The sequence below is a fragment of the Sphingobium limneticum genome (assembly GCF_008710165.1).
GTDB classification, from domain to species: domain Bacteria; phylum Pseudomonadota; class Alphaproteobacteria; order Sphingomonadales; family Sphingomonadaceae; genus Sphingobium; species Sphingobium limneticum.
The window spans coordinates 442274-461581 of record NZ_VYQA01000002.1 but is presented as its reverse complement, the minus strand read 5'-3'; the positions used below and the strand labels follow the sequence as shown (position 1 = coordinate 461581).

The 19308-nt window shown below is 64.8% G+C and carries 21 protein-coding genes and 1 other RNA gene; 13 read left to right on the top strand and 9 right to left on the bottom strand.

All coding sequences use genetic code 11. The features are described 5' to 3' along the window. Positions 1 to 35 precede the first annotated feature (35 nt). On the bottom strand, positions 36 to 638 hold the full coding sequence (locus tag F4U95_RS04355; protein ID WP_120249416.1) for a LemA family protein: 603 nt from the start codon (positions 636 to 638) through the stop codon (positions 36 to 38). Positions 639 to 740: 102 nt separating this feature from the next. Between F4U95_RS04355 and mscL the strand changes: the two genes are divergently transcribed. From mscL to F4U95_RS04290, 13 genes are all read left to right on the top strand, one after another. Then, positions 741 to 1178, top strand: coding sequence for a large conductance mechanosensitive channel protein MscL (gene mscL / locus F4U95_RS04350; protein WP_150424697.1), 438 nt, complete (start codon positions 741 to 743; stop codon positions 1176 to 1178). A 145-nt stretch (positions 1179 to 1323) separates the two neighbouring features. Then, the gene (locus tag F4U95_RS04345; RefSeq protein ID WP_120249418.1) at positions 1324 to 1593 is read left to right on the top strand and encodes a hypothetical protein; all 270 of its coding nucleotides are present in this window, start codon (positions 1324 to 1326) and stop codon (positions 1591 to 1593) included. Between the two features lie 152 nt (positions 1594 to 1745). After that, positions 1746 to 4112 (top strand): chemotaxis protein CheA, encoded by a 2367-nt coding sequence (locus tag F4U95_RS04340; protein WP_150424696.1) that lies wholly within the window; start codon positions 1746 to 1748, stop codon positions 4110 to 4112. 11 nt (positions 4113 to 4123) lie between these two features. Beyond that, a complete protein-coding gene (locus tag F4U95_RS04335) occupies positions 4124 to 4561 on the top strand; it encodes a chemotaxis protein CheW (protein WP_120249420.1) in 438 nt (145 codons plus the stop codon). A gap of 82 nt (positions 4562 to 4643) precedes the next feature. Continuing rightward, positions 4644 to 5009, top strand: coding sequence for a response regulator (locus tag F4U95_RS04330; protein ID WP_120249421.1), 366 nt, complete (start codon positions 4644 to 4646; stop codon positions 5007 to 5009). A gap of 71 nt (positions 5010 to 5080) precedes the next feature. Next, entirely contained in the window at positions 5081 to 6163 is a 1083-nt protein-coding gene (locus tag F4U95_RS04325) for a chemotaxis protein CheB (RefSeq protein ID WP_150424695.1), read from the top strand. Continuing rightward, the gene (locus tag F4U95_RS04320) at positions 6163 to 7047 is read left to right on the top strand and encodes a CheR family methyltransferase (protein WP_150424694.1); all 885 of its coding nucleotides are present in this window, start codon (positions 6163 to 6165) and stop codon (positions 7045 to 7047) included. Before F4U95_RS04325 ends, F4U95_RS04320 begins: the two co-directional genes overlap by 1 nt. A gap of 129 nt (positions 7048 to 7176) precedes the next feature. Then, complete coding sequence (locus F4U95_RS04315) at positions 7177 to 7875, top strand: N-acetylmuramoyl-L-alanine amidase (RefSeq protein WP_150424693.1); 699 nt, start codon at positions 7177 to 7179, stop codon at positions 7873 to 7875. A 42-nt stretch (positions 7876 to 7917) separates the two neighbouring features. Then, positions 7918 to 8305, top strand: an RNA gene (rnpB, locus tag F4U95_RS04310) — RNase P RNA component class A. Positions 8306 to 8366: 61 nt separating this feature from the next. Beyond that, positions 8367 to 8915 carry a J domain-containing protein gene (locus F4U95_RS04305; RefSeq protein ID WP_120249425.1) on the top strand — a complete coding sequence of 183 codons (549 nt, stop codon included), beginning with the start codon at positions 8367 to 8369 and terminating at the stop codon, positions 8913 to 8915. Continuing rightward, on the top strand, positions 8888 to 9226 hold the full coding sequence (locus F4U95_RS04300; RefSeq protein ID WP_150424692.1) for a (2Fe-2S) ferredoxin domain-containing protein: 339 nt from the start codon (positions 8888 to 8890) through the stop codon (positions 9224 to 9226). The genes F4U95_RS04305 and F4U95_RS04300 overlap by 28 nt, the downstream gene beginning before the upstream one ends. 34 nt (positions 9227 to 9260) lie before the next feature. Then, entirely contained in the window at positions 9261 to 9572 is a 312-nt protein-coding gene (locus tag F4U95_RS04295; RefSeq protein WP_150424691.1) for a hypothetical protein, read from the top strand. Next, on the top strand, positions 9572 to 11104 hold the full coding sequence (locus F4U95_RS04290) for a methyl-accepting chemotaxis protein (protein ID WP_150424690.1): 1533 nt from the start codon (positions 9572 to 9574) through the stop codon (positions 11102 to 11104). The genes F4U95_RS04295 and F4U95_RS04290 overlap by 1 nt, the downstream gene beginning before the upstream one ends. A gap of 200 nt (positions 11105 to 11304) precedes the next feature. Here F4U95_RS04290 and F4U95_RS04285 read toward each other — a convergent pair whose 3' ends face one another. The 8 genes from F4U95_RS04285 to F4U95_RS04250 all read right to left on the bottom strand — a co-directional run bounded on the left by F4U95_RS04285 (position 11305) and on the right by F4U95_RS04250 (position 19221). Then, the gene (locus F4U95_RS04285) at positions 11305 to 11919 is read right to left on the bottom strand and encodes a superoxide dismutase (RefSeq protein WP_120249428.1); all 615 of its coding nucleotides are present in this window, start codon (positions 11917 to 11919) and stop codon (positions 11305 to 11307) included. 195 nt (positions 11920 to 12114) lie between these two features. Continuing rightward, positions 12115 to 12762 carry a septation protein IspZ gene (ispZ, locus tag F4U95_RS04280; protein WP_150424689.1) on the bottom strand — a complete coding sequence of 216 codons (648 nt, stop codon included), beginning with the start codon at positions 12760 to 12762 and terminating at the stop codon, positions 12115 to 12117. Between the two features lie 93 nt (positions 12763 to 12855). Beyond that, the gene (gene ftsY, locus F4U95_RS04275) at positions 12856 to 13794 is read right to left on the bottom strand and encodes a signal recognition particle-docking protein FtsY (RefSeq protein WP_120249430.1); all 939 of its coding nucleotides are present in this window, start codon (positions 13792 to 13794) and stop codon (positions 12856 to 12858) included. Continuing rightward, the gene (gene mtaB, locus F4U95_RS04270; RefSeq protein ID WP_150424688.1) at positions 13794 to 15107 is read right to left on the bottom strand and encodes a tRNA (N(6)-L-threonylcarbamoyladenosine(37)-C(2))-methylthiotransferase MtaB; all 1314 of its coding nucleotides are present in this window, start codon (positions 15105 to 15107) and stop codon (positions 13794 to 13796) included. The genes ftsY and mtaB overlap by 1 nt, the downstream gene beginning before the upstream one ends. Positions 15108 to 15111: 4 nt before the next feature. Continuing rightward, a complete protein-coding gene (gene dapF, locus F4U95_RS04265) occupies positions 15112 to 15912 on the bottom strand; it encodes a diaminopimelate epimerase (RefSeq protein WP_150424687.1) in 801 nt (266 codons plus the stop codon). Between the two features lie 103 nt (positions 15913 to 16015). Continuing rightward, positions 16016 to 17413: an amino acid permease gene (locus F4U95_RS04260; protein ID WP_150424686.1), complete on the bottom strand. Its 1398-nt coding sequence runs from the start codon at positions 17411 to 17413 to the stop codon at positions 16016 to 16018. Between the two features lie 334 nt (positions 17414 to 17747). Continuing rightward, positions 17748 to 18716, bottom strand: a complete 969-nt coding sequence (locus F4U95_RS04255; protein ID WP_120249434.1) for a diacylglycerol/lipid kinase family protein — start codon at positions 18714 to 18716, stop codon at positions 17748 to 17750. Between the two features lie 10 nt (positions 18717 to 18726). Beyond that, positions 18727 to 19221: a DUF2141 domain-containing protein gene (locus F4U95_RS04250; protein ID WP_120249435.1), complete on the bottom strand. Its 495-nt coding sequence runs from the start codon at positions 19219 to 19221 to the stop codon at positions 18727 to 18729. Positions 19222 to 19308: the final 87 nt, after the last annotated feature.

The window sequence follows — 19308 nt, the reverse complement described above, 5'->3', positions numbered from 1 at the left end:
CAAAATGGCGGAACGGACCGTCACCGGCTTGTCGATCAGTTGCCGAAATCGACCTTCGGCGCTTCTTCCGCGCCGGGCGTGGTGGCCTGGAACGGGGTCATGGGCTTGGCACCATGGATGATCTTCGCGCCGATCGCGTCGGGGAAGGTGCGGATGCGGGTATTATAGGCCTGCACCGCGCCATTATAGTCGCGGATGGCGACGGCGATGCGGTTTTCCGTGCCTTCCAGCTGAGATTGCAGGTTCAGGTAATTTTCGTTGGTCTTGAGGTCCGGATAGGCCTCGACCGACGCGAGCAGGCGGCCGAGCCCCTGGCTCAACTGCGCCTGCGCCGCCTGGAACTGGGCGACCTTGGCGGGATCGGACAGATCCTCCGCATTGACCTGAACCGAGGTCGCCTTGGCGCGGGCCTCGGTCACCTTGACCAGCGTATCCTGTTCCTGCTTGCCCGCCGCCTTCACCGTGGCGACGAGGTTGCCGACCAGGTTGGACCGGCGCTGATATTGCGCCTGGACGTCGGCCCATTTGGCCTTCGCCTCTTCCTGCGCGGTGGGCACGCTGTTGATGCCGCAGGCGGACAGGGCGAGCGCGCCGACGATCGGCAGAAGCACGGTGGAAAAACGACGCATCAGCGACATGGAACATCCTCGGCTTTGTTTCGCTGTTGAAATAGGACGTTGCCCCTGGCGGCGCAACGGGCCATGCAGTGATTATTGCAGATGGTATAAGGGGCTTACACCATGGGGCTGATTTCGGAATTCAAGACTTTCATCAATCGCGGCAACGTGATGGACCTGGCCGTCGGTGTGATCATCGGCGGCGCTTTTGCCACCATCACCAAGTCGCTGACCGACGACCTGATCATGCCGGTCGTCGGCTTCATCTTCGGCGGCGCGGACTTTTCGGGCTATTTCGTGCGGCTGGGCGATCTGCCTGCGGACTTCAAGGGCAATCCCGCCAGCTATACCGATCTGAAGGCGGCGGGCGTCGCCATGTTCGGATGGGGCCAGTTCCTGACGGTGCTCGTCAACTTCATCATCCTGGCCTTCATCATCTTCCTGCTGGTCAAGGCGATGAACAAGCTGACCGCCAAGCCGGAACCTGCGCCGGCCGCACCTGCACCGACGCCCGAAGACATCGTGCTGCTGCGCGAAATCCGGGATTCGCTCAAAAAATAATCGTTTATGCGACGAAACGAGCCTGCGACGGGAACCATCAGGCGTACGGCCGGTTGATCGGCGTCAGGGTTTGGGGTGGCATATGCCGCCACGACCCGGTGCCGAATGATGTATGCCCTGAGGGGGCGCAACAGGAGAAAACGCCGTGAAAACTTTCGTCGCAGTTCTGGGCCTTGCCAGCCTTGTCGCACTTTCCGCGTGCGATTCCGCCAAGGAAAACAAGGTCGAGAACGCTTACGAGAATCAGGCGGACGCGCTCGACAACCAGGCCGACAATATGGAAGCGGCGGCCGACAACCTGTCGGGCAATGCGGAAAATGCGGCTGAAAATGCCGCCGACGCGCTGGAAAACAAGGCCGACGCCACCCGCGAAGCGGGCGAAAAGGCGGCGGATGCTGTCGAGAAGCATAAGTAAGCAACTGGCCATCGGTCAGGTGCATGAAGGGCGCTGCGGATATCCGCGGCGCCCTTTTTCTTTCGCGCGAGCGATCGTCGGCCGCAGCTTTAACGGCCCCTTAACTACGTCGCCGCAATGGTGCCACCGCGCGCATCTTGGGGCCTTGAGGCATGGACGAACTACTACAGGAATTCATATCCGAGACTCAGGAGACGCTGGAGGCTCTGGCCGGCGAGGTCGTCGCCTGGGAGGCTGATCCGTCGGACCGGGATCGGCTGGACGCCATCTTCCGCTTCTTCCACACGGTGAAGGGCAGCTGCGGCTTCCTCAACCTGCCGCGCTTCGAGCGGCTGAGCCACGCGGCCGAGGATGTGCTGTCGGAAATCCGCGCCGGCAATCGCCGTCCCGATCCCGCGACCGTCAGCGCAGTGCTGGGCATCATGGACCGGATCGGCGAACTGACCGAGGCCGTGGCGATCGGCGCCGCCTTGCCCAGCGAGAATGACGATTTCCTGATCAGCGCACTGAGCGCACAGGGCAGCGAGGCCGAGCCGGCCGCGGTTCAGGCGGCGCCCGTTGGCATGGGCCGGCCCGCCGCCGCGCAGTCGGTGCCGCGGACCATTCGCCTGCCGCTCAGCCTGATCGACCAGTTGATGAACGGCGTGTCGGACATGGTGCTGGCCCGCAACGAATTGTCGCGCAAGCTGCGCGAGCGATCGGCCGACCCCGAACTGGACAATGTGTTCGAGCGGTTGTCGACCTGCGTTGCCGATATGCGCGACGTAATTTCCAAGACGCGGATGCAGCGTGTCGATCGCCTGTTCGCCGCGATTCCGCGCATGGTGCGCGACCTGGGCCGGGAACTGGGCAAGCGTATCGACCTCAGCCTGGAAGGCGGCGATGTCGAGATGGACCGCGAGATGGTGGAGATGGTCGTCGACCCGCTCACCCATATCGTGCGGAACAGCATCGACCATGGCATCGAAACGCCGGAAAAACGCCGCGCCGCGGGCAAGCCGGAAACGGGCCGGCTGCGGCTGGAGGCGCGCCAGTCGGGCAACCAGATCGTCATCGCCATCGCCGACGACGGCGCGGGTATCGACACGGCGCGGCTGGTGGACAAGGCGATCGCTGACGGGCGGCTGACGCCCGATGCGGCCGCGCGCATGTCCGAACAGGACAGGCTGGACCTGATATTCCACGCCGGCCTGTCGACCGCCGCCAAGGTGACGGCGATTTCCGGCCGGGGCGTCGGCATGGACGTGGTCCGGGCCAATGTGGAGCGGATCGGCGGCGTCATCGCGCTCGACAATCAGCCGGGGCAGGGGCTGTGCATCACGTTGCGCGTGCCGCTGACGCTGACCATCATCCCCGGCCTGATCGTGCGCGCCGGTGGGCAGCATTTCGCGATTCCCCGCGCGGCGGTGGTCGAAATCCTGCACGATAACAATGAAACGCTGCATGTCAGCGAAGTGGGCGGCGCAAAGATCGCGACGATCCGCGCGGTCCGCCATTCGATGGTCGATCTGGAGGATGTGCTGGGCATGGCCAAGCCGGTGCAGCAGGGGCCGCGCGCCATCATGGTGGTGCGCTCTGCGACCGGCGTACCCTTTGCCATGGGCGTGTCGGCGGTCGACAATCATGAGGAACTGGTGATCCGTCCCGCTTCGCCGCTGGTGATGGCCACGGGCGTCTATGCCGGCATGACCTTGCCCGACAACGGCAAGCCGATGCTGCTGCTGGACGCGGCGGGCCTGGCCAATGCGGCGCGCCTGCCCAACATCATCGACGATCGGGCGGCGCGGCAGCAGGAAGAGCAGGCGGACGCGCAAACCGGCGTCGAAATGGTCGCTGCGCTGCGGTTCGAGGAATTGTCGGGCGAGCGGCGCCTGCTGAAATTGTCGCTGATCGAGCGGGTCGAGGATATCGACGCGAACCTGTTCGGCCGATCGGGCGGCCGCGCCTTCGTCCGGCTGGACGGGCGGCTGGTGCCGGTCGCCAATGGCTTGTCGCAATTCGATCGGGACAAGGTTTCGGCGTTGCGCCTGCGCGATGATCGGCGGGAGGCCTGCTATCCGGTGGCGGCGGTGCTGGACATCGTCCAGATGCCCGCCGTGCCGGACATGGTGGCGATGCACGGCATGCTGAGCGGTGTCGCCGTGATCGAGGGCGAGCATCTGGAGGTCATCAACCCCTTCGCCCTGTTCGCCGCTCTGCCCGAAGAGGCGATGGTCGAACGGGTGCGCGGCCGCTGCCTGCTGGCCGACAGCAATGACGGCTGGACGCGCGAGATATTGGCGCCACTGCTGCGGCAGGCGGGGCATGAAGTGTTGCTGGGCCTGCCCGGCGACGCGCTGGTCGATCCCGACGATGTGGTGCTGTGTACCGAAGCGGACGCGGCGCAGGCGGCGGAGATCATGGGATGCCGCGTCGTCCATCTGCGCGCGTCGCCCAGGCCCACGGGGCCGCAGGATGGCAGCATCTATCGCTATGATCAGGATGCGTTGATGGCGGCGATTGCCGGTCGGCGGGGATAAGGACGGGGTTTATGGATCAGCTTTATCTTCTCGCCACGCTGGCAGGCACGCGGATCGCCGTCGAAACCGGTGAGGTGGAGGCGGTCGTCCGCCTGACCGACGTGTCGCCCGTGCCCGGCATGGGCGCGCATATCGCCGGCCTGTCGGCCCTGCGCAGCCGGGTGCTGACGATCATCGACGTCGCGGCCCTGATTCGCGGGCAGGCGACGCCGGTCGAACAGCGCAGTCTGGCGATCATCGCGAATATCAGCGGCCATAGCTACGGCCTGATGGTCGATGGCGTATCGGATATCTGCCGCGTGCCGGAAGGGGCTTTGCCCTTGCGGGGGCAGCTCGATGCGGCGTGGGCGCCCTATGCCCGCGCGCTGGTCGAGCATGAAGGCCATCCTTGGCTGCTCGTATCGCTCGCCGCCTTCATCGAGGGCGGGGCGCTCGCGCAGGCCGCCTGATTCACGCACGCTTGTTTACCAAATCCTCGCCTTTGCTGGTTAAGCCCGACGAAACGGGACGCAAAAATCTAAGGGACGCTTCATGAAGAATTGTTTGGTCGTCGACGACTCGAAGGTCATCCGCAAGGTTGCCCGCCATATCCTCGAATCGCTCGACCTGACCGTCAGCGAGGCCGTGGACGGGCAGGACGCACTGACCCAGTGTGAGGCATCGCCCCCCGACGTCGTGCTGCTCGACTGGAACATGCCGGTGATGAGCGGGATGGAATTTCTGCAGGCGCTGTCGACCGCCAAGATGGCGGCGCGGCCCAAGATCATCTTCTGCACCACCGAAAATGGGATCAGCCATATCAAGGCAGCGGTCGAGGCCGGCGCCGACGAATATGTGATGAAGCCGTTCGACCGGGAAACGTTGGAAAGCAAGCTGGCGATCGTCGGGGTGATCTAGCGGTCGTCTTGTCCGCCGATCCAGGAGTGCCGCCGATTTTCCGTTGATCCTTCCGCGCAGAAAGCCCCGAAATGACCGCGATGATGCCGATAATGACCAGTCATGGTGACGCACGACCTGTCGTGCGCGTGCTGGTCGTCGACGATTCGGTCGTCGTGCGGACGGTGATCGAACGCATCCTCAACGCCGATTCGGGCTATAGCGTCGTCCACAAGACGAACAGCGCCGAACATGCGCTGAACTATCTGGTCGACCATGTCGTCGATCTGGTGCTGCTGGACATCGAACTGCCGGGGCAAAGCGGTCTGGCGGCATTGCCCCAGATTCTGCGCGCCAATCCGCAGGTCAAAGTCGCGATCCTGTCTGGCAAGTGCGAAGAGGGCAGCGCCGCGGCTATCGAGGCGCTGGCCCTGGGCGCCAGCGATATCGTGTCCAAACCGGGCAGCGGCAGTTTTGGCGAGCAATTCCCCGAAGCGTTGATCGGGCGCCTGAACCGCCTGTTCGGCGACTGGCCGGAGGCGCCGTCGCTGCCACGCGTGCCCCAACCCGTGCCGATGAACGAAACCGGCGCGCAGCTTGCCTGTGTCGGCATCGGCGCGTCGACCGGTGGCATCCATGCACTGGGCCAGCTGTTTGAAGGGCTGGCGGCGCCATTGGGCGTGCCGGTGTTGCTGACCCAGCATCTGCCGGCCAGCTTCACCGTCTATTTCGCGCAGCAATTGTCGCGCATGACCAGCCTGAAGGTGAAGGTCGCGGAAACCGGCGACGTGCTGGCGCCCGATACCGTCTATGTCGCGCCGGGCGACGCGAATATCCAGTTGCGCCGCAGCCTGCATGGCCGGGTGGTGATCCTGCTCAATCCCGAACGGACGCCGGCGGGTAACCTGCCCGGCGTGGACCCGATGTTTGCCAGCATGGCGGACGTCTATGGGGCGGGTGCGGCCGGTATCGTCCTGACCGGCATGGGCCGCGACGGCACGCTGGGCGCGCGCGAGATCGTAGCGGCGGGGGGCTGGATCGTGGCGCAGGACGAGGCGAGCAGCGTTGTGTGGGGCATGCCGGGATCGGTCGCCGGCGCGGGACTGACCTGCGCCGTGATGGAGCCGCTGGCGATCATGAATTTCGTCGCGCGTCGTGGAAAGGTTTCCGCCTGATGCCGCTGCCGCCCGCCGAAACCACCGCTTTTCAGGGTGCCGCACGGATCCTGTCCGGATTGCTGGAAGCGCGCACCGGACAGGTGCTGTCGGAAGGCCGCGCCTGGCGGATGGAAACCGCGTTGCGCCCCGTGCTGCGCACGCACGGGTTACAGACAATCGACGATCTGGCCGCGCGGTTGCTGCGAAAACATGATCCGCGACTGGACGAGGATGTCGTCAACGCGCTGCTCAACAATGAAAGCAGCTTCTTTCGCGATCTCCAAATTTTCGACATGATCCATCGCCAGATCCTGCCGCGCATCCGGGAGGAGCGGCAGGATCGCACGCTGCGCATCTGGAGCGCGGGCTGCTCGACTGGGCAGGAGGCCTATTCGCTGGCGATCCGCCTGCGCAACGATGCCGAACGCTGGCAGGGATGGCGCATCGAGATATTGGCGAGCGACATTTCCACCGCCGCGATCGAGCAGGCGCGTTCGGGCATATTTTCGCAAATGGATGTGCAGCGCGGTCTGGGCGTGGGCGACCTCATCAAATGGTTCGAGCCGCATGGCGAGGATTGGCGCGCGAATCCCGAATTGCGCCGGATGATCGATTTCCGCCGCGACAATCTGTTCGATCCGCGCGCGCCATCGGGTGCATATGATCTGCTGCTATGCCGCAACGTGCTGCTCTATTTCACGCCCGCGCGGCGTGGAGAGGTGCTGCGACTGCTGGCCCGGCACAGCCATGCCGGATCGGTGCTGCTGCTGGGCGCGGGTGAGACGGTGATCGGGCAGGGCGACGATTTCCTGCCCCATCCCGATTTTCGTGGCGGCTATGCGCCCAAGGCGCTGGCACTGGCGCCCCATCATGCCGGTGGGTCGATACGGCGGGCCGGATGAAGCGCCTTCTTCAGCATTAACCCTGCTTGATTGCTGCGCGCGTCTCGGCCATGGTCCTGCACAGGCCGCCAGAGGGGCGGGCCGGAAGGGTGCGATGACCGAGCCGCTGCAAGTGACTGGCCTTTTCCGATGACCGACATGCCCATGATCGATACGCCGTCGCCCAATTATGACGACCGCAGCCTGCCGATCACGATGCTGGTGCTGCACTATACCGGCATGCCCGACGCGGCGAGCGCCATCAACTGGCTGGCGAACCCGGAATCGAAGGTGTCGGCCCATTATGTCGTGACGGAGGACGGGCAGGTCATCCGCATGGTCGATGAGGCCAAGCGCGCCTGGCATGCGGGCCGATCGCACTGGCGCGGCGTCGATGACATCAATTCTGCCAGCATCGGCATAGAGATCGTCAATCCCGGCCATGAATGGGGTTATCGCCCGTTCCCGGAGACGCAGATGGGATCGCTGATCCCGTTGGTCCACACCATCGTCCAGCGGCACAAGATCACCCGCGGCAATATCGTGGGCCACAGCGATATCGCGCCGGCGCGCAAGCAGGATCCGGGCGAACTGTTTCCCTGGGCGCAATTGGCGCGACTGCGGCTGGCACTGCCACGCCCGACCAAGAATCTGATGGACCCGCAATGGACCGACAGCGGCTTCATGCTGGCGCTCGAACGGTTCGGCTATGATATTGCCGATCCCAAGGCGGCGGTGGTCGCGTTCCAGCGCCGTTTCCGGCCGGAACTGATCGACGGAGTCATTTGCGGCGAATGTCGCGCCATCCTGCTGGCCTTGCTGCTGCCCAAACCACGCGGGGACGAATAAGCGGGATGACGGGGCCGGAAAATCGGTCTAAGGCCCATCCCGCCAGAGGGCCGGGCGGCCGCGGCGTGGCGGGTAACTTCCACGGCGAGGAAAGTCCGGGCTCCACGAAATGACGGTGCCGGTTAACGACCGGCTGGAGTGATCCAAGGGACAGTGCAACAGAAAGCAGGTCGCGAAGGTTTCGGCCCCGCGAAATTGAAAGGGTGCGGTAAGAGCGCACCGCGTCTGCGGCAACGCAAGGCGGCACGGTAAACCCCACCGGGAGCAAGACCGAATAGGGGCGGCGCGCAGTTTCGACTGCTAGGTCTGTTTCGACCGAGATCGCCCGGGTTGGTTGCTTGAGGAACGGAGCAATCCGGTCCCTAGAGGAATGGTCGCCTATCCCCTTTATCGGGGTGGACAGAACCCGGCTTACAGGCCCTCTGGCATTTTCCGCTGCAAAATCGGCGGCTGGGCTGGCTTTCCGCCCGCACCTTCCCTAATTCGGGGCAATGGCAAGAAATAGCCGATCCAATGACTGGGGCTTTCCCCGCTGGCGTGCCTATGGTGCAGCGCGTGAGGCGCAGCGCGTGCGCATGTGCGACCGCTATGGCTGCGACCAGCCGGGCGACTGCCCCGCACCCAAATCGCCCAACAGCCCGGAACGCTGGTATTTCTGCCCCGAACATGCCGGCGAATATAATCGCAACTGGGATTATTTTCAGGGCCTGGACGAGGAAGAACGCGCATCGCGGGAAAAGGCCGAGCGGCGCGATGCCGGCGGATACCAGTCCAGCGCCTATCATAGCTGGGGTGGGCCGGGCGACGGCAGCCGATCGCGTGACGAACTCCATGCGCTCAAGGCACTGGAGCTGGAGGATGATGCCGGTTTCGACGCGGTGAAGAAAAGCTGGCGTCGGCTGGCCAAGGAATATCATCCCGATGTGAAGCCCGGCGACAGCGACGCTGCCGTCCGGTTCCAGGCGATCCAGGCCGCCTATGAAGTGCTGCGCGCGGCAGAGGAACGGCGGACCTGGAAACCGCGAGGAGCAGCGGATTGAAGGATCAGGTCCGGTCCAACTGGTCCAATGTGGCGCTCATTTGCCGCAAATGTTCCAAGAAGCTGGACGGCGGCTTCGGGCCGGGCGGCGGCGAACGGCTGGCCAAGGCGCTGCGCAAGCATCTGTCGTTGAAGAAGGGGCGCAAGGCGGCGGCGGGCATCGTGGAGGTCAATTGCCTGGGCATCTGCCCGCGCGGCGCGGTGACGGTGGTGGATGGCGCGGCCAGCCGCGACTGGCTGCTGGTTCGCCCTGGGGCCGATCTGGATGAACTGGCCGAGGCGCTGGGCCTGAACGTTGCGCCCCATCCTTAATATTATTCTTACCAATCCCGCCTAAACGGAGGCAATGCCTCTCCCTGCATCCCTTCGACGCGGCCTGCCTCTGGCGGCGCAATGCGCCCTGATCCTTTTCGGCTTGCTCGGCCTGTACGCCGTACCGCCTGCCAGCGGCCGGATGCTCCTCCTGCCCCTGACCGATGGGGCGAGGGCGTCGGTAGCGTCCGTCGCCGTGGCGGGAGGCGCGCGGCTGGTGGCCAAAGGCCCATGGCCGGGATCCTTGCTGGTCGATGGCGAACGGGACACGCTCGCCCCTGCGCTGTTGAGCCGGGGCGTGATCGCCCTGTCGGCGCAGATGGGCGGATGCGGAGCGCCGGCCTGATGAACGCCATGACCAGTCTGGACCGGCTGCGGTTGCAGGGCCTGCGTATCCTATTGTTCGCCAATTGGTGGTGGACCGTGGCGATCGGTCTGGGCGGCCTGTTCCTGCCTGTGCAGCATGGCGGCCGGGCGCTGTTTCTGTCCGCGATCGTGAACATCCTCCCGACCATCCAGGTGATGCGCCAGCGCGAAGGGTTGGAGACGCGGATGATCGTGGGTACGCTGGCCGCGGTACAGCCGGCCATCGGCCTCTACCTCCTGTCCGGCCATGGCTGGCAGATGGACGCCCATATGTTCTTCTTCGTGGCGCTGGCCGGGCTGACGCTGCTGTACGACTGGCGGCCGATCATATTGGCTGCGGCATTGACGGCGGTGCATCACCTCATCCTCAACTTTCTTCTGCCGGCCTGGGTCTTCCCGGATCAGGCCAATGTCGGGCGGGTGGCGATCCATGCCGTCGCCGTCGTGTTGCAGGCGGCCGTGCTTTGCTATCTGACCGTGCGGTTGCGCGGGATGCTGCTGGCGCTGGATGGCCATGTGGTGCAGGCGGGCGAACTGGCGCAGGAAGCGGAAAAGGGGCGCGATGCGGCCGAAGCGGCGATGACCGCCAGCCGGGCCGTGGATGTGCGTGCTGCGCAGCTGCGCAGCCAGCAGGAGGCCGAAAAGATGCGCATGGCCGAAGATCGGCGATCGGCGACCATGGCATTGGTACGGGATTTCCGGCAGTCGGTGTCGGAAATCGTCGGATCGGTGGGCGCTGCGGCGCAGGAACTGGACGACTCCGCACGGCAACTCAACCAACTGGCCCAGCGTGCGAGCGCGGGCACGGAAGAAACGGTGGCGATCGCCGAACAATCCTCCGCCAACGCCGCCATGCTGGCGCGGCGCATCGACCAACTGTCGGAATCGATCGCGGCGATCGCATCTGCATCGCACCAGCAGGCGGTGCTGGGCGGGGAGGCGCAGCGTGTGTCGACCACCGGCCATCAGGCCGTGCACGACCTGGAAGGGCGCACCACCTCCATCACCAGCTTCGCCGATTCGATTACGGAGATTGCCGCGCGCACCAATTTGCTGGCGCTCAACGCCACGATCGAGGCGGCGCGGGCTGGCGATGTCGGCCGGGGCTTTGCGGTGGTGGCGGGCGAGGTCAAGCAACTGGCGGGACAGGCCGCCAATGCGACGGGCGAGATTCACGCCCTTGCCTGGTCCGCGCGGGAAGGCGCCGGCGTGGCGCGCGAAGCGCTATCGGAGGTCGCTGGCGTGGTGGAGCAATTGGCAGGCGCGGCCGACGAAATTCAGCGGGCCGTGGCCGATCAGCGGGACGCCACCAGTGCGATCGGGGAATCCGCGCGGGATACGGCGCAGGATGCCGCAAGCATGACGCGTCAGATGGGGGATGTGGCCGATGTGGCGCGCGACACGGAAAGCCTGTCCGGCCGGGTGTCGAGCGCGGCGTCCAGCCTGTCGCAGACGGCGCAGATATTGCAGCGGGCGGCGGACCAGTTCGTCACGCAACTGGCAGCGGCCTGATCGTGATGGAGTAACGATGAAGTTGGCGCACCCGGAGCGTTCCCCGGCGCAGGCCGGGGTCCAGATCAGAGCGTGAAACTGGACCCCGGCCTGCGCCGGGGAGCGCTTCCTATAGCTCAGGCTCATCCCGCTTCGATATCGTCGCGGGGCAGAAGTAGAAAGGGACCGGCCACCTATCGGCGGCCGGTCCCTTTATCTTGTCAGGCCGGCTGGTCGGCGCGGCTGGCGCCTTCGCCGTCCAGGTTCTGGGCTGCGAAGTCCCAGTTGATCGCTTCCTTCAACAGCTTTTCGGCATAGGCCGGGCGCAGGTTGCGATAGTCGATATAATAGGCATGTTCCCACACATCGAGGATCAGCAGCGGCGCGTGGCCTTCATGCGCGACGGGGGTGTCGGCGTCATGATAGCTGGTCACTTCCAGCTTGCCGTCCTTCAGGATCAGCGCAGCCCAGCCGCTGGCGAAATGGCCGACGGCCTCCGCCTTCAGCTTTTCAATCAGCGCGTCCACCGAACCGAAGGCTTCTTCGATCTTGGCGAGCAGTTCGCCGGTCGGCGCGGTCTTCACCGGCGACAGCGAGTTCCAGTAGAAGGTGTGGTTCCAGATCTGGCCGACCTGGTTGAACAGGCCGCCCTTGGCGGTCTTGATCAGTTCGACGAGCGACTTGCCCTGAAGCGCGACGTCGGCGGCGACCAGTTCGTTGGCCTTCACGACATAGGCATTGTGATGCTTGCCATGATGGAAGTCGAAGGTTTCGACCGACAGGATATCGCCGAAGGCGTCCTTGGCGTAGGGAAGATCAGGCAGAACAAAGGCCATGGCGGAACTCCTCGGGTTCGTTATGGGGCGGCCGCGCAAGACGAGGGCGCAGCCGTTCGATCATATGGTCCATGCGGGGCGTGGACGCCTCCGTCGCTTCCCATATGCGCACCCAACGCCCAAGAAAACCAATATGTGCCTATTGCGAAACGATTGCAGAAATCGGACGATTTCCGTAGGATTTGACGTTTCGCCTCAGCCCTGCGGCGGGGTCGTCTCACCCACCTCTTCGCTGTCCAGGCCATCGCCCAGCGTCAGGCCATGGCGCATCAGCATCGGGATGTTCGCGGCGGCGAAAACGACCGATACGATGGTCACGCCCCATACCTTGACCGCCAGCCAAGTGTCGAACGTCATGGAGCGGCGCATCACTTCATTCGCGACCGCCATGGCGACAAAGAACAGCGCCCAGTTGCGCGACAATTTCAGCCAGCCTTCATGCGTCAGCCCGTCATAGGCGGCCTGAAGCAGATATTTCAGCAGCGGTTTGCCGCGCAGCAGGCCGGCGAACAGCATGAAGGCGAAGAAGGTGTAGATGATCGTCGGCTTGATCTGAATGAAGCTTTGATCGTGGAAATAGATGGTGAGGCCACCGAAGAAGAGGATCAGGAGCGCCGACAGCCAGAGCATGGGCGATACGCGGCCCAGCTTCACCTTCGATATGATGACCGCGACCACGATCGAGAGCATGAAGGCGGCGGTGCCGACGGTCATGGCAGTGATCGGATTGCCGGCCCCCCAGATCCATCCCGCGCCCTTATAGGTCAGGAAGAAGACCAGCAGCGGCCCGAAATCGAGGGCGAGGCTGAGCGTGCCGTTATGCGCGGGCTTGGTATCAGCCATCAATTTTGCTCCGTCATCCCAGCGAAGGCTGGGATCTCATTTTTCAAAAGGAAGAGAGATGCCAGCCTGCGCTGGCATGACGAGTAAGAGGTTTCACCGCGCATAGGCCGTCCCCGCGATGGCGCGCGCCATGTCGCCCGGATCGAAGGGGCGCAGATCCTCGATCTTTTCGCCCACGCCGATGGCATGGATGGGCAGGCGGAATTTCTCGGCCGCCGCGACCAGCACGCCGCCGCGCGCGGTGCCGTCCAGCTTGGTCATGACCAGCCCCGTCACCTGCGCGGTTTCCTTGAAGACTTCGATCTGGTTCAACGCATTCTGTCCCGTGGTGGCATCCAGAACCAGCACAACGTCGTGCGGGGCGGCCGGGTTCAATCGGCCCAGCACCCGGCGCACCTTGGCCAGTTCGTCCATCAGCTCGGTCTTGTTCTGAAGCCGGCCGGCGGTATCCACGATCAGCACGTCGATGCCGGTTTCGGTCGCCTGCTTGACCGCATCGAATACGATGCCGGCCGCGTCGCCGCCTTCCTTGCCCGCGACGATCGGGATGCCAAGGCGCTCGGCCCAGACTTTGAGCTGGCCGATGGCCGCCGCGCGGAACGTGTCGCCCGCCGCCAGCATCACGCCATAATCCTGCTCCAGGAAATTATTGGCCAGCTTGGCGATGGTGGTGGTCTTGCCCGATCCGTTGACGCCGATCACCAGGATCACCTGCGGGCGCGGAAAGGCCTCGATCTCCAGCGGGCGGGCGACGGGGGCCAGCGTCTTCTCGATTTCCTCCGCGATGATCTCGCGCAGATATTCCTCGGTCAGTTCCTTGTTGAAGCGCCCTTCGGCCAGGCGATCGCGCACGCGCGCGGCCATGGCGGGGCCAAGGTCGGACATGATCAGCGCTTCCTCGATCTCGTCGAGGGTCTGCGCGTCGAGCGCGGCCTTGGAGAAAAGGCCGGTGAGATTGTCGCCGAGCTTGTCGGACGTGCGCTTCAGCCCGCCGAAAAGGCGGTCGCGCCAGCTGGTGCCGGTATCTGTCATTATGCTGCCTCTTGCGCGATCAGGGCGCCATTCTCAAGCGCCGTGATGGTGGCGCGGACGATGGATGAGGGGGGCTTAGCCGATGTGAAGCGCACTGGCGCGAAATTTTCGGCATGGCCATGCAGGCCGCTGCGTTCGACCAGCACCGACTGGCTGGTGCCGATCAGGCTGCGCAGCCAATCGTCGCGGCCGGCGGCGCAGGCGTCGCGCAGGCGGGCGGCGCGGGCCTTTATGACCGTGCGATCGACTTGCGGCATGCGAGCGGCAGGCGTGCCGGTGCGCGGCGAATAAGGGAAGATATGGCCGTGGACGATGTCGCATTCGCTCACCAGCGCGAGGCTGTTTTCGAACATTGCCTCATCCTCGGTCGGAAAGCCGGCGATGATGTCGGCGCCGATGCTGATGGCGGGGCGCGCTGCCTTGACGCGCTGCACGATGGCAATCGCGTCGGCGCGGCCGTGGCGGCGCTTCATGCGCTTGAGGATCATGTCGTCGCCGGCCTGCAAGGACAAATGAAGATGCGGCATCATGCGCGGTTCGTGGGCGATCAGATCGAACAGGCGCTCGTCTATCTCCACGCTGTCGATCGAGGACAGGCGCAGGCGGGGAAGGTCGGGCACGCCCTTCAATATGCGCTCGATCAGCAGGCCGAGCGACGGGCTGCCCGGCAGGTCGGGGCCATAGCTGGTGACGTCCACGCCGGTCAGCACGATTTCGCCATAGCCCGCATCGACCAGCTGCTTCGCCTTGTCGATCACCGCGCCGGCGGGGACGGAGCGGCTATTCCCCCGGCCATAGGGAATGATGCAGAAGGTGCAGCGATGGTCGCAGCCATTTTGTACCTCCAAGAAGGCGCGGGCATGGTCGGCGAAGGCGGACGCCATGTGCGGCGCGGTGTCGCGCACGGCCATGATGTCGGACACCTTCACCTTCTCCGTCATGCCAGCGAAGGCTGGCATCTCAGTTCCTTCGTGCGGAGAAGAAAAGAGAGATCCCCGCTTCTGCTGGGATGACGAGAGGTAGGTGTCGGCCTCCATCTTCTCCCGGTTGCCGATCACGCCATCCACTTCTGCCATGGCGGCGAAGGTCTGCGGCTCGGTTTGCGCCGCGCAGCCGGTGACGAGGATGCGGGCGTCAGGGCGCTCCCGCTTGGCGCGGCGGATCGCCTGGCGGGTCTGGCGCACCGCCTCGGCAGTGACGGCGCAGCTGTTGACCACGATCAAGTCGTCCTGACCGGCCGCCATGTCGCGGATCGCCTCGCTCTCCGCGATGTTCAGGCGACAGCCCATGGTGATGATGTCGGGGCCGGCCATAGGCTCAGAAACGCGACCAGTCGGCCTCGCCGTCGAAGACATGGGTGGCGGGGCCGGTCATGCGGATCGTGCCGCCGGGCGCCCAATCGATCGTCAGGTCGCCGCCGGGCAGGCTGACGGTGACGGGGCCGGCGATGAGTTTCCGGCGGATCGCGGCGACGGCGGTCGCGCAGGCGCCGGTACCGCAGGCGCGGGTCAGGCCGGCGCCGCGTTCCCACACGACGAGGCGGATATGATTGTCGCCAACGACTTGCGCGAAGTTCACGTTCACGCGCGCGGGAAACAGCGGATCATTTTCGATCAACGGGCCGAGGCGGTCGAAGTCCAGGGCGTCCAGATCGTCCACGAAGAAGATCACATGCGGGTTGCCGACATTGACGGCGGCAGGCGCGGGCAGGTCTTCCCAACTGGCGCCCATGGTCAGCGTGTCCATGGGATAGGCGAGCGGGATCGCGTCCCAGTCGAAGCGGGGCGCGCCCATGTCGACGCTGGCGCCGCCATCGACCGACTTGGCATCGAGCAGGCCGGCCTTGGTGCGGATCAGCACGTCGCGGCCGACGAACAGGGGCACGCAGCGGGTTGCGTTGCCGCAGGCTTCCACTTCGCTGCCATCGGCGTTGAAGATTTGCATCGACACGTCGGCGTCATCGCTCTTGCCGATCAGGATCAGCTGGTCGCAGCCGATCCCGGCATGGCGATCGGCAATGGCGCGGGCGCGCGCCTGCGTCATCGCGACATCGCCTGCGCGCGCGTCGATCACGACGAAATCATTGCCCAGCCCGTGCATTTTCGAAAAGCGTCCCATGCGCGGCCATGTAGTGCGCGCGCATGGAAAAGGCCAGTGGCTCGGCGGTTTGGGTTTCCGCATTTTGCGAGCCGTCCGCTGTGTCAGCGGACGTTAAAATGCTCTACCGCACCGCGTCGGCCCGCTTTTGCCCATAGAGGAAATAGACCAGCAGGCCGATGGCGTTCCAGATGGCGCAGGCGATGATCGTCTTCATCGGCAGGCTGAGGAACAGATAGGCGCAGCCCGCGATGGCGCCGATGCCGACGAACCAGGCGGCAGGCGTGCGGAAGGGGCGGCGCAGGTCGGGCGCGCGCTTGCGCAGGACGAGGAGGCACAGGCCCACGGCGGTGAAGGCGATCAGCGTGCCGGCATTGGCCAGCGCCGCGATCTCGTCGATGGGCAGGACGCCGGCGATGATCGACACCAGAATTGCGGTGACGATGGTGATGCGCGCAGGCGTGCCGCGCTTCGAGATTTTGGCGAGGCTCTGCGGCAGGAAGCCGTCGCGCGCCATGACCAGGAAGATGCGGCTCTGGCCATAGAGGAAGCCGAGCAGCACGGTCGGCAACGCGATCACCGCGGCGATGGCGACGATGCGGGCGATCCCGCCCTGGCCCATTTCACGCAGGATCAGCGCCAGCGGTTCCGGGCTGTCGGCAAAGCGGGTGAAGGGCAGGGCGCCGATCGCCGCTGCGGCGACGAGGACGTAGATGAGGGTGCAGACGATCAGCGATCCCACGATGCCGATGGCCAGGTCGCGGTCGGGGTTCTTGGCCTCTTCCGCTGCGGTCGAAATGGCGTCGAAGCCGTAGAAGGCGAAGAAGATGATGGCGGCGGCGGCCATCACGCCGCGCTCGACGCCGTCCGGCCCCATATGCTTGGCAAAGCCGAAGGGCATGAAGGGTTCGAGATTGGCGGCATCGAAAGCGGGCAGGGCGTAGGCGACGAACAGGCTCAAGGTCACGATCTTGATGAGGACCAGGATGGTGTTCAGCCGCGCGCTTTCGCGCGTGCCGAACATCAGCAGGCCGGCGACTACCGCGATGATGAAGATGGCGGGCAGGTTGATGAGGCCGCCCAGTTCAGGCCCCTGCGTCAGGGCGCTCGGAAAGCCCAGCGGGGTCAGCAGCGGCGCGGCATAGCCCGACCAGCCGACCGCCACGGTCGATACGACCAGGCTATATTCCAGGATCAGCGACCAGCCCACGATCCAGGCGATGCCTTCGCCCAGCACGACATAGGAATAGCTATAGGCGCTGCCCGCCGCCGGCATCATGGTCGACAGTTCGGCATAGGCGAGCGCGGCGCAGGCGCAGATCGCGCCGGCAATGGCGAAGGAGAGCAGCACGGCCGGGCCGGCGCGATCCGCACCGACGCCGATCAGAGTCAGAATGCCGGTGCCCACGATCGCGCCGACGCCCAGCGCGAGGAGGTGCGGCCAGGACAATGTGCGCGCCATTTGATGCCCGGCGTCCCTGGGCGTCATCGCCTCCATCGGCTTGCGGCGTGTCCAGCTCATGATCCTATCGCTCCCCAGGATATTTCTCTTCCCGCCTGCTGGCGCAAATGGGCGGGGGGTGCAAGCGCCGGGCGCCGGCAGGACGGCTTGTTGCAGAAACGGGGGCTGCGTTGTGCATTTCTTGCCCGGAAAGCGGCTTGTCGAGCAATGGGGGCTGCCTTCGCGCTCGCGGAGCGCCATCGCGTTACGAGTCGTTGGCGCAAGAGCAGCGCAGGCAGGCCCAGGTTCCGGAATGGCAAGAGTATCGGGTCGCGACCAGAAATGGCCATGTTAACCCTCCCGGAAACGGGAGGGTTAACATGGGGAATTACCCAATCCCGCCGAAATCCCGGCCCTAAGCCGCCAGTCGCAAAAACGGCACCGGCTGGGTGGAGCGCAACACGATCGGCTTGCCTTCCGACGCTTCGAACAATTCGCCGTCCAGGATTACGCTGCTGCGGTCGCCCTCGATGCGGATGACGTCGCCCTGTTCCAGATGGATGCCCTGCATCTTGTGCTTGCCCACCCGCTTGAACAGGCTGGCCCAGATCAGGCGGAACAGGGCGGGTAGGCTCTGGTCCACCGCCATCAGCTTCATATTGCCGCGCCGGCTGTCGCCCGGGTCCACGCCCAGCAGCAATCGCTCCAGCGTGGTCACGATCAACACGGCGAAGCGCCCGACCAACTGGCCTTCGCGGATCAGCGATATGCTGACCGGCCGGCTCGACGGCGGCAGGAATTTGGCACGAATGCCGAACAGCAGCGAGAACACCACCGCGATCGCGGTGATGACATGGCTGAGGCCATTGGACAGGCCGAGCGGATAAATCTGGTTGCGGCAATAGAGCATGTAATCGGCCAGGCCCGCGCCGCCCAGAAACATGCCCAGCACCGGCCGGCTGCCGACCGCGCCGTCGGACAAAGCGATCAGCTCGCGCGCGACGACATGATCGTCGACGCCCGCCTTGGCGATCTGCACGATCCGCTCCAGCGCCTTGATCGGGTCGCCATGGATGCCCAGGTCGAGCGCGATCAGGTTGGTCTTGCCATTGGGCAGCACCGCAATCGGCGGCACCCGGCCCTTGAAATGCTCACCCTGATAAAGTTCGGTCAGCGACGCCTGCACCGTGCCGTCGCCGCCATTGATGACGATGACGACCGGATCGACGCGGGCGATCGTCTGGAACGCCCGGCCGATCTGGTCGACCTGCTCCACCTCATAATGGAAGATGTCCGGGTTGCTGGCGCAGTAACTGCGCACGCGCGGAAGCGTCTGCCGGTTGCCCGTGGATTTCGGATTGGACAATAGGGCGACGCTTACCATGGCTTTTCGATCACATATATTTGAGGTTGATCGTGATTTTCGTCACGCCCGGCCCAACATGAAAGGCCGCCTTCTCCACGCCGGGCTTGCCCAGATTGAAGATGCTGATCGCCGGATTGTTGGAAAATCCGCCGCCGTCCCGCGAAATGTCGGTCTTGCCATTGCCGTCGCGGTCATGCCGCACGGCGATGCCATATTCGCCCGATTTGGGCACCGGCACGCAAAAGCGCATCGTGCCATTGGCGGGCTTCACCGCCGTATCGATTCGATTGAGCCATTCGCCCTTGGCCAGCCAGGCCGCCCGCGTCGCGGGATAGGACTGGATGCGCACCTTGCCGGTGGCCGCCACGAAACCGCGCACATCGACCAGCACCGCCGGCCCGCGCGCATCCGCGCCGCAGCGTTCCAGATCGTTCGAAATTTCCTGGCCATGGGCCATGACCGGGCTTGCCGCGACCATCGCTGCCCCAACCATCAGACCCATTGCAACTTTTATCATGACCATCAGACTCCTGGAAGCTATAGCCGCCGATATGGACCGGACGGCGAGCCCCTGTTCGCCCCGCTTTTCTACCTGACTCGCATATGGGAT

Coding starts and splice junctions, on each gene's coding strand:
- F4U95_RS04305 (WP_120249425.1), top strand. CDS start 8,367: ATGGCAAGAAATAGCCGATCCAATGACTGGGGCTTTCCCCGCTGGCGT.
- mscL (WP_150424697.1), top strand. CDS start 741: ATGGGGCTGATTTCGGAATTCAAGACTTTCATCAATCGCGGCAACGTG.
- F4U95_RS04290 (WP_150424690.1), top strand. CDS start 9,572: ATGAACGCCATGACCAGTCTGGACCGGCTGCGGTTGCAGGGCCTGCGT.
- F4U95_RS04320 (WP_150424694.1), top strand. CDS start 6,163: ATGCCGCTGCCGCCCGCCGAAACCACCGCTTTTCAGGGTGCCGCACGG.
- F4U95_RS04285 (WP_120249428.1), bottom strand. CDS start 11,919: ATGGCCTTTGTTCTGCCTGATCTTCCCTACGCCAAGGACGCCTTCGGC.
- ftsY (WP_120249430.1), bottom strand. CDS start 13,794: ATGACAGATACCGGCACCAGCTGGCGCGACCGCCTTTTCGGCGGGCTG.
- ispZ (WP_150424689.1), bottom strand. CDS start 12,762: ATGGCTGATACCAAGCCCGCGCATAACGGCACGCTCAGCCTCGCCCTC.
- F4U95_RS04330 (WP_120249421.1), top strand. CDS start 4,644: ATGAAGAATTGTTTGGTCGTCGACGACTCGAAGGTCATCCGCAAGGTT.
- F4U95_RS04260 (WP_150424686.1), bottom strand. CDS start 17,413: ATGAGCTGGACACGCCGCAAGCCGATGGAGGCGATGACGCCCAGGGAC.
- F4U95_RS04335 (WP_120249420.1), top strand. CDS start 4,124: ATGGATCAGCTTTATCTTCTCGCCACGCTGGCAGGCACGCGGATCGCC.
- mtaB (WP_150424688.1), bottom strand. CDS start 15,107: ATGGCCGGCCCCGACATCATCACCATGGGCTGTCGCCTGAACATCGCG.
- F4U95_RS04255 (WP_120249434.1), bottom strand. CDS start 18,716: ATGGTAAGCGTCGCCCTATTGTCCAATCCGAAATCCACGGGCAACCGG.
- F4U95_RS04295 (WP_150424691.1), top strand. CDS start 9,261: ATGCCTCTCCCTGCATCCCTTCGACGCGGCCTGCCTCTGGCGGCGCAA.
- F4U95_RS04355 (WP_120249416.1), bottom strand. CDS start 638: ATGTCGCTGATGCGTCGTTTTTCCACCGTGCTTCTGCCGATCGTCGGC.
- F4U95_RS04325 (WP_150424695.1), top strand. CDS start 5,081: ATGACCGCGATGATGCCGATAATGACCAGTCATGGTGACGCACGACCT.
- dapF (WP_150424687.1), bottom strand. CDS start 15,912: ATGGGACGCTTTTCGAAAATGCACGGGCTGGGCAATGATTTCGTCGTG.
- F4U95_RS04340 (WP_150424696.1), top strand. CDS start 1,746: ATGGACGAACTACTACAGGAATTCATATCCGAGACTCAGGAGACGCTG.
- F4U95_RS04315 (WP_150424693.1), top strand. CDS start 7,177: ATGACCGACATGCCCATGATCGATACGCCGTCGCCCAATTATGACGAC.
- F4U95_RS04250 (WP_120249435.1), bottom strand. CDS start 19,221: ATGGTCATGATAAAAGTTGCAATGGGTCTGATGGTTGGGGCAGCGATG.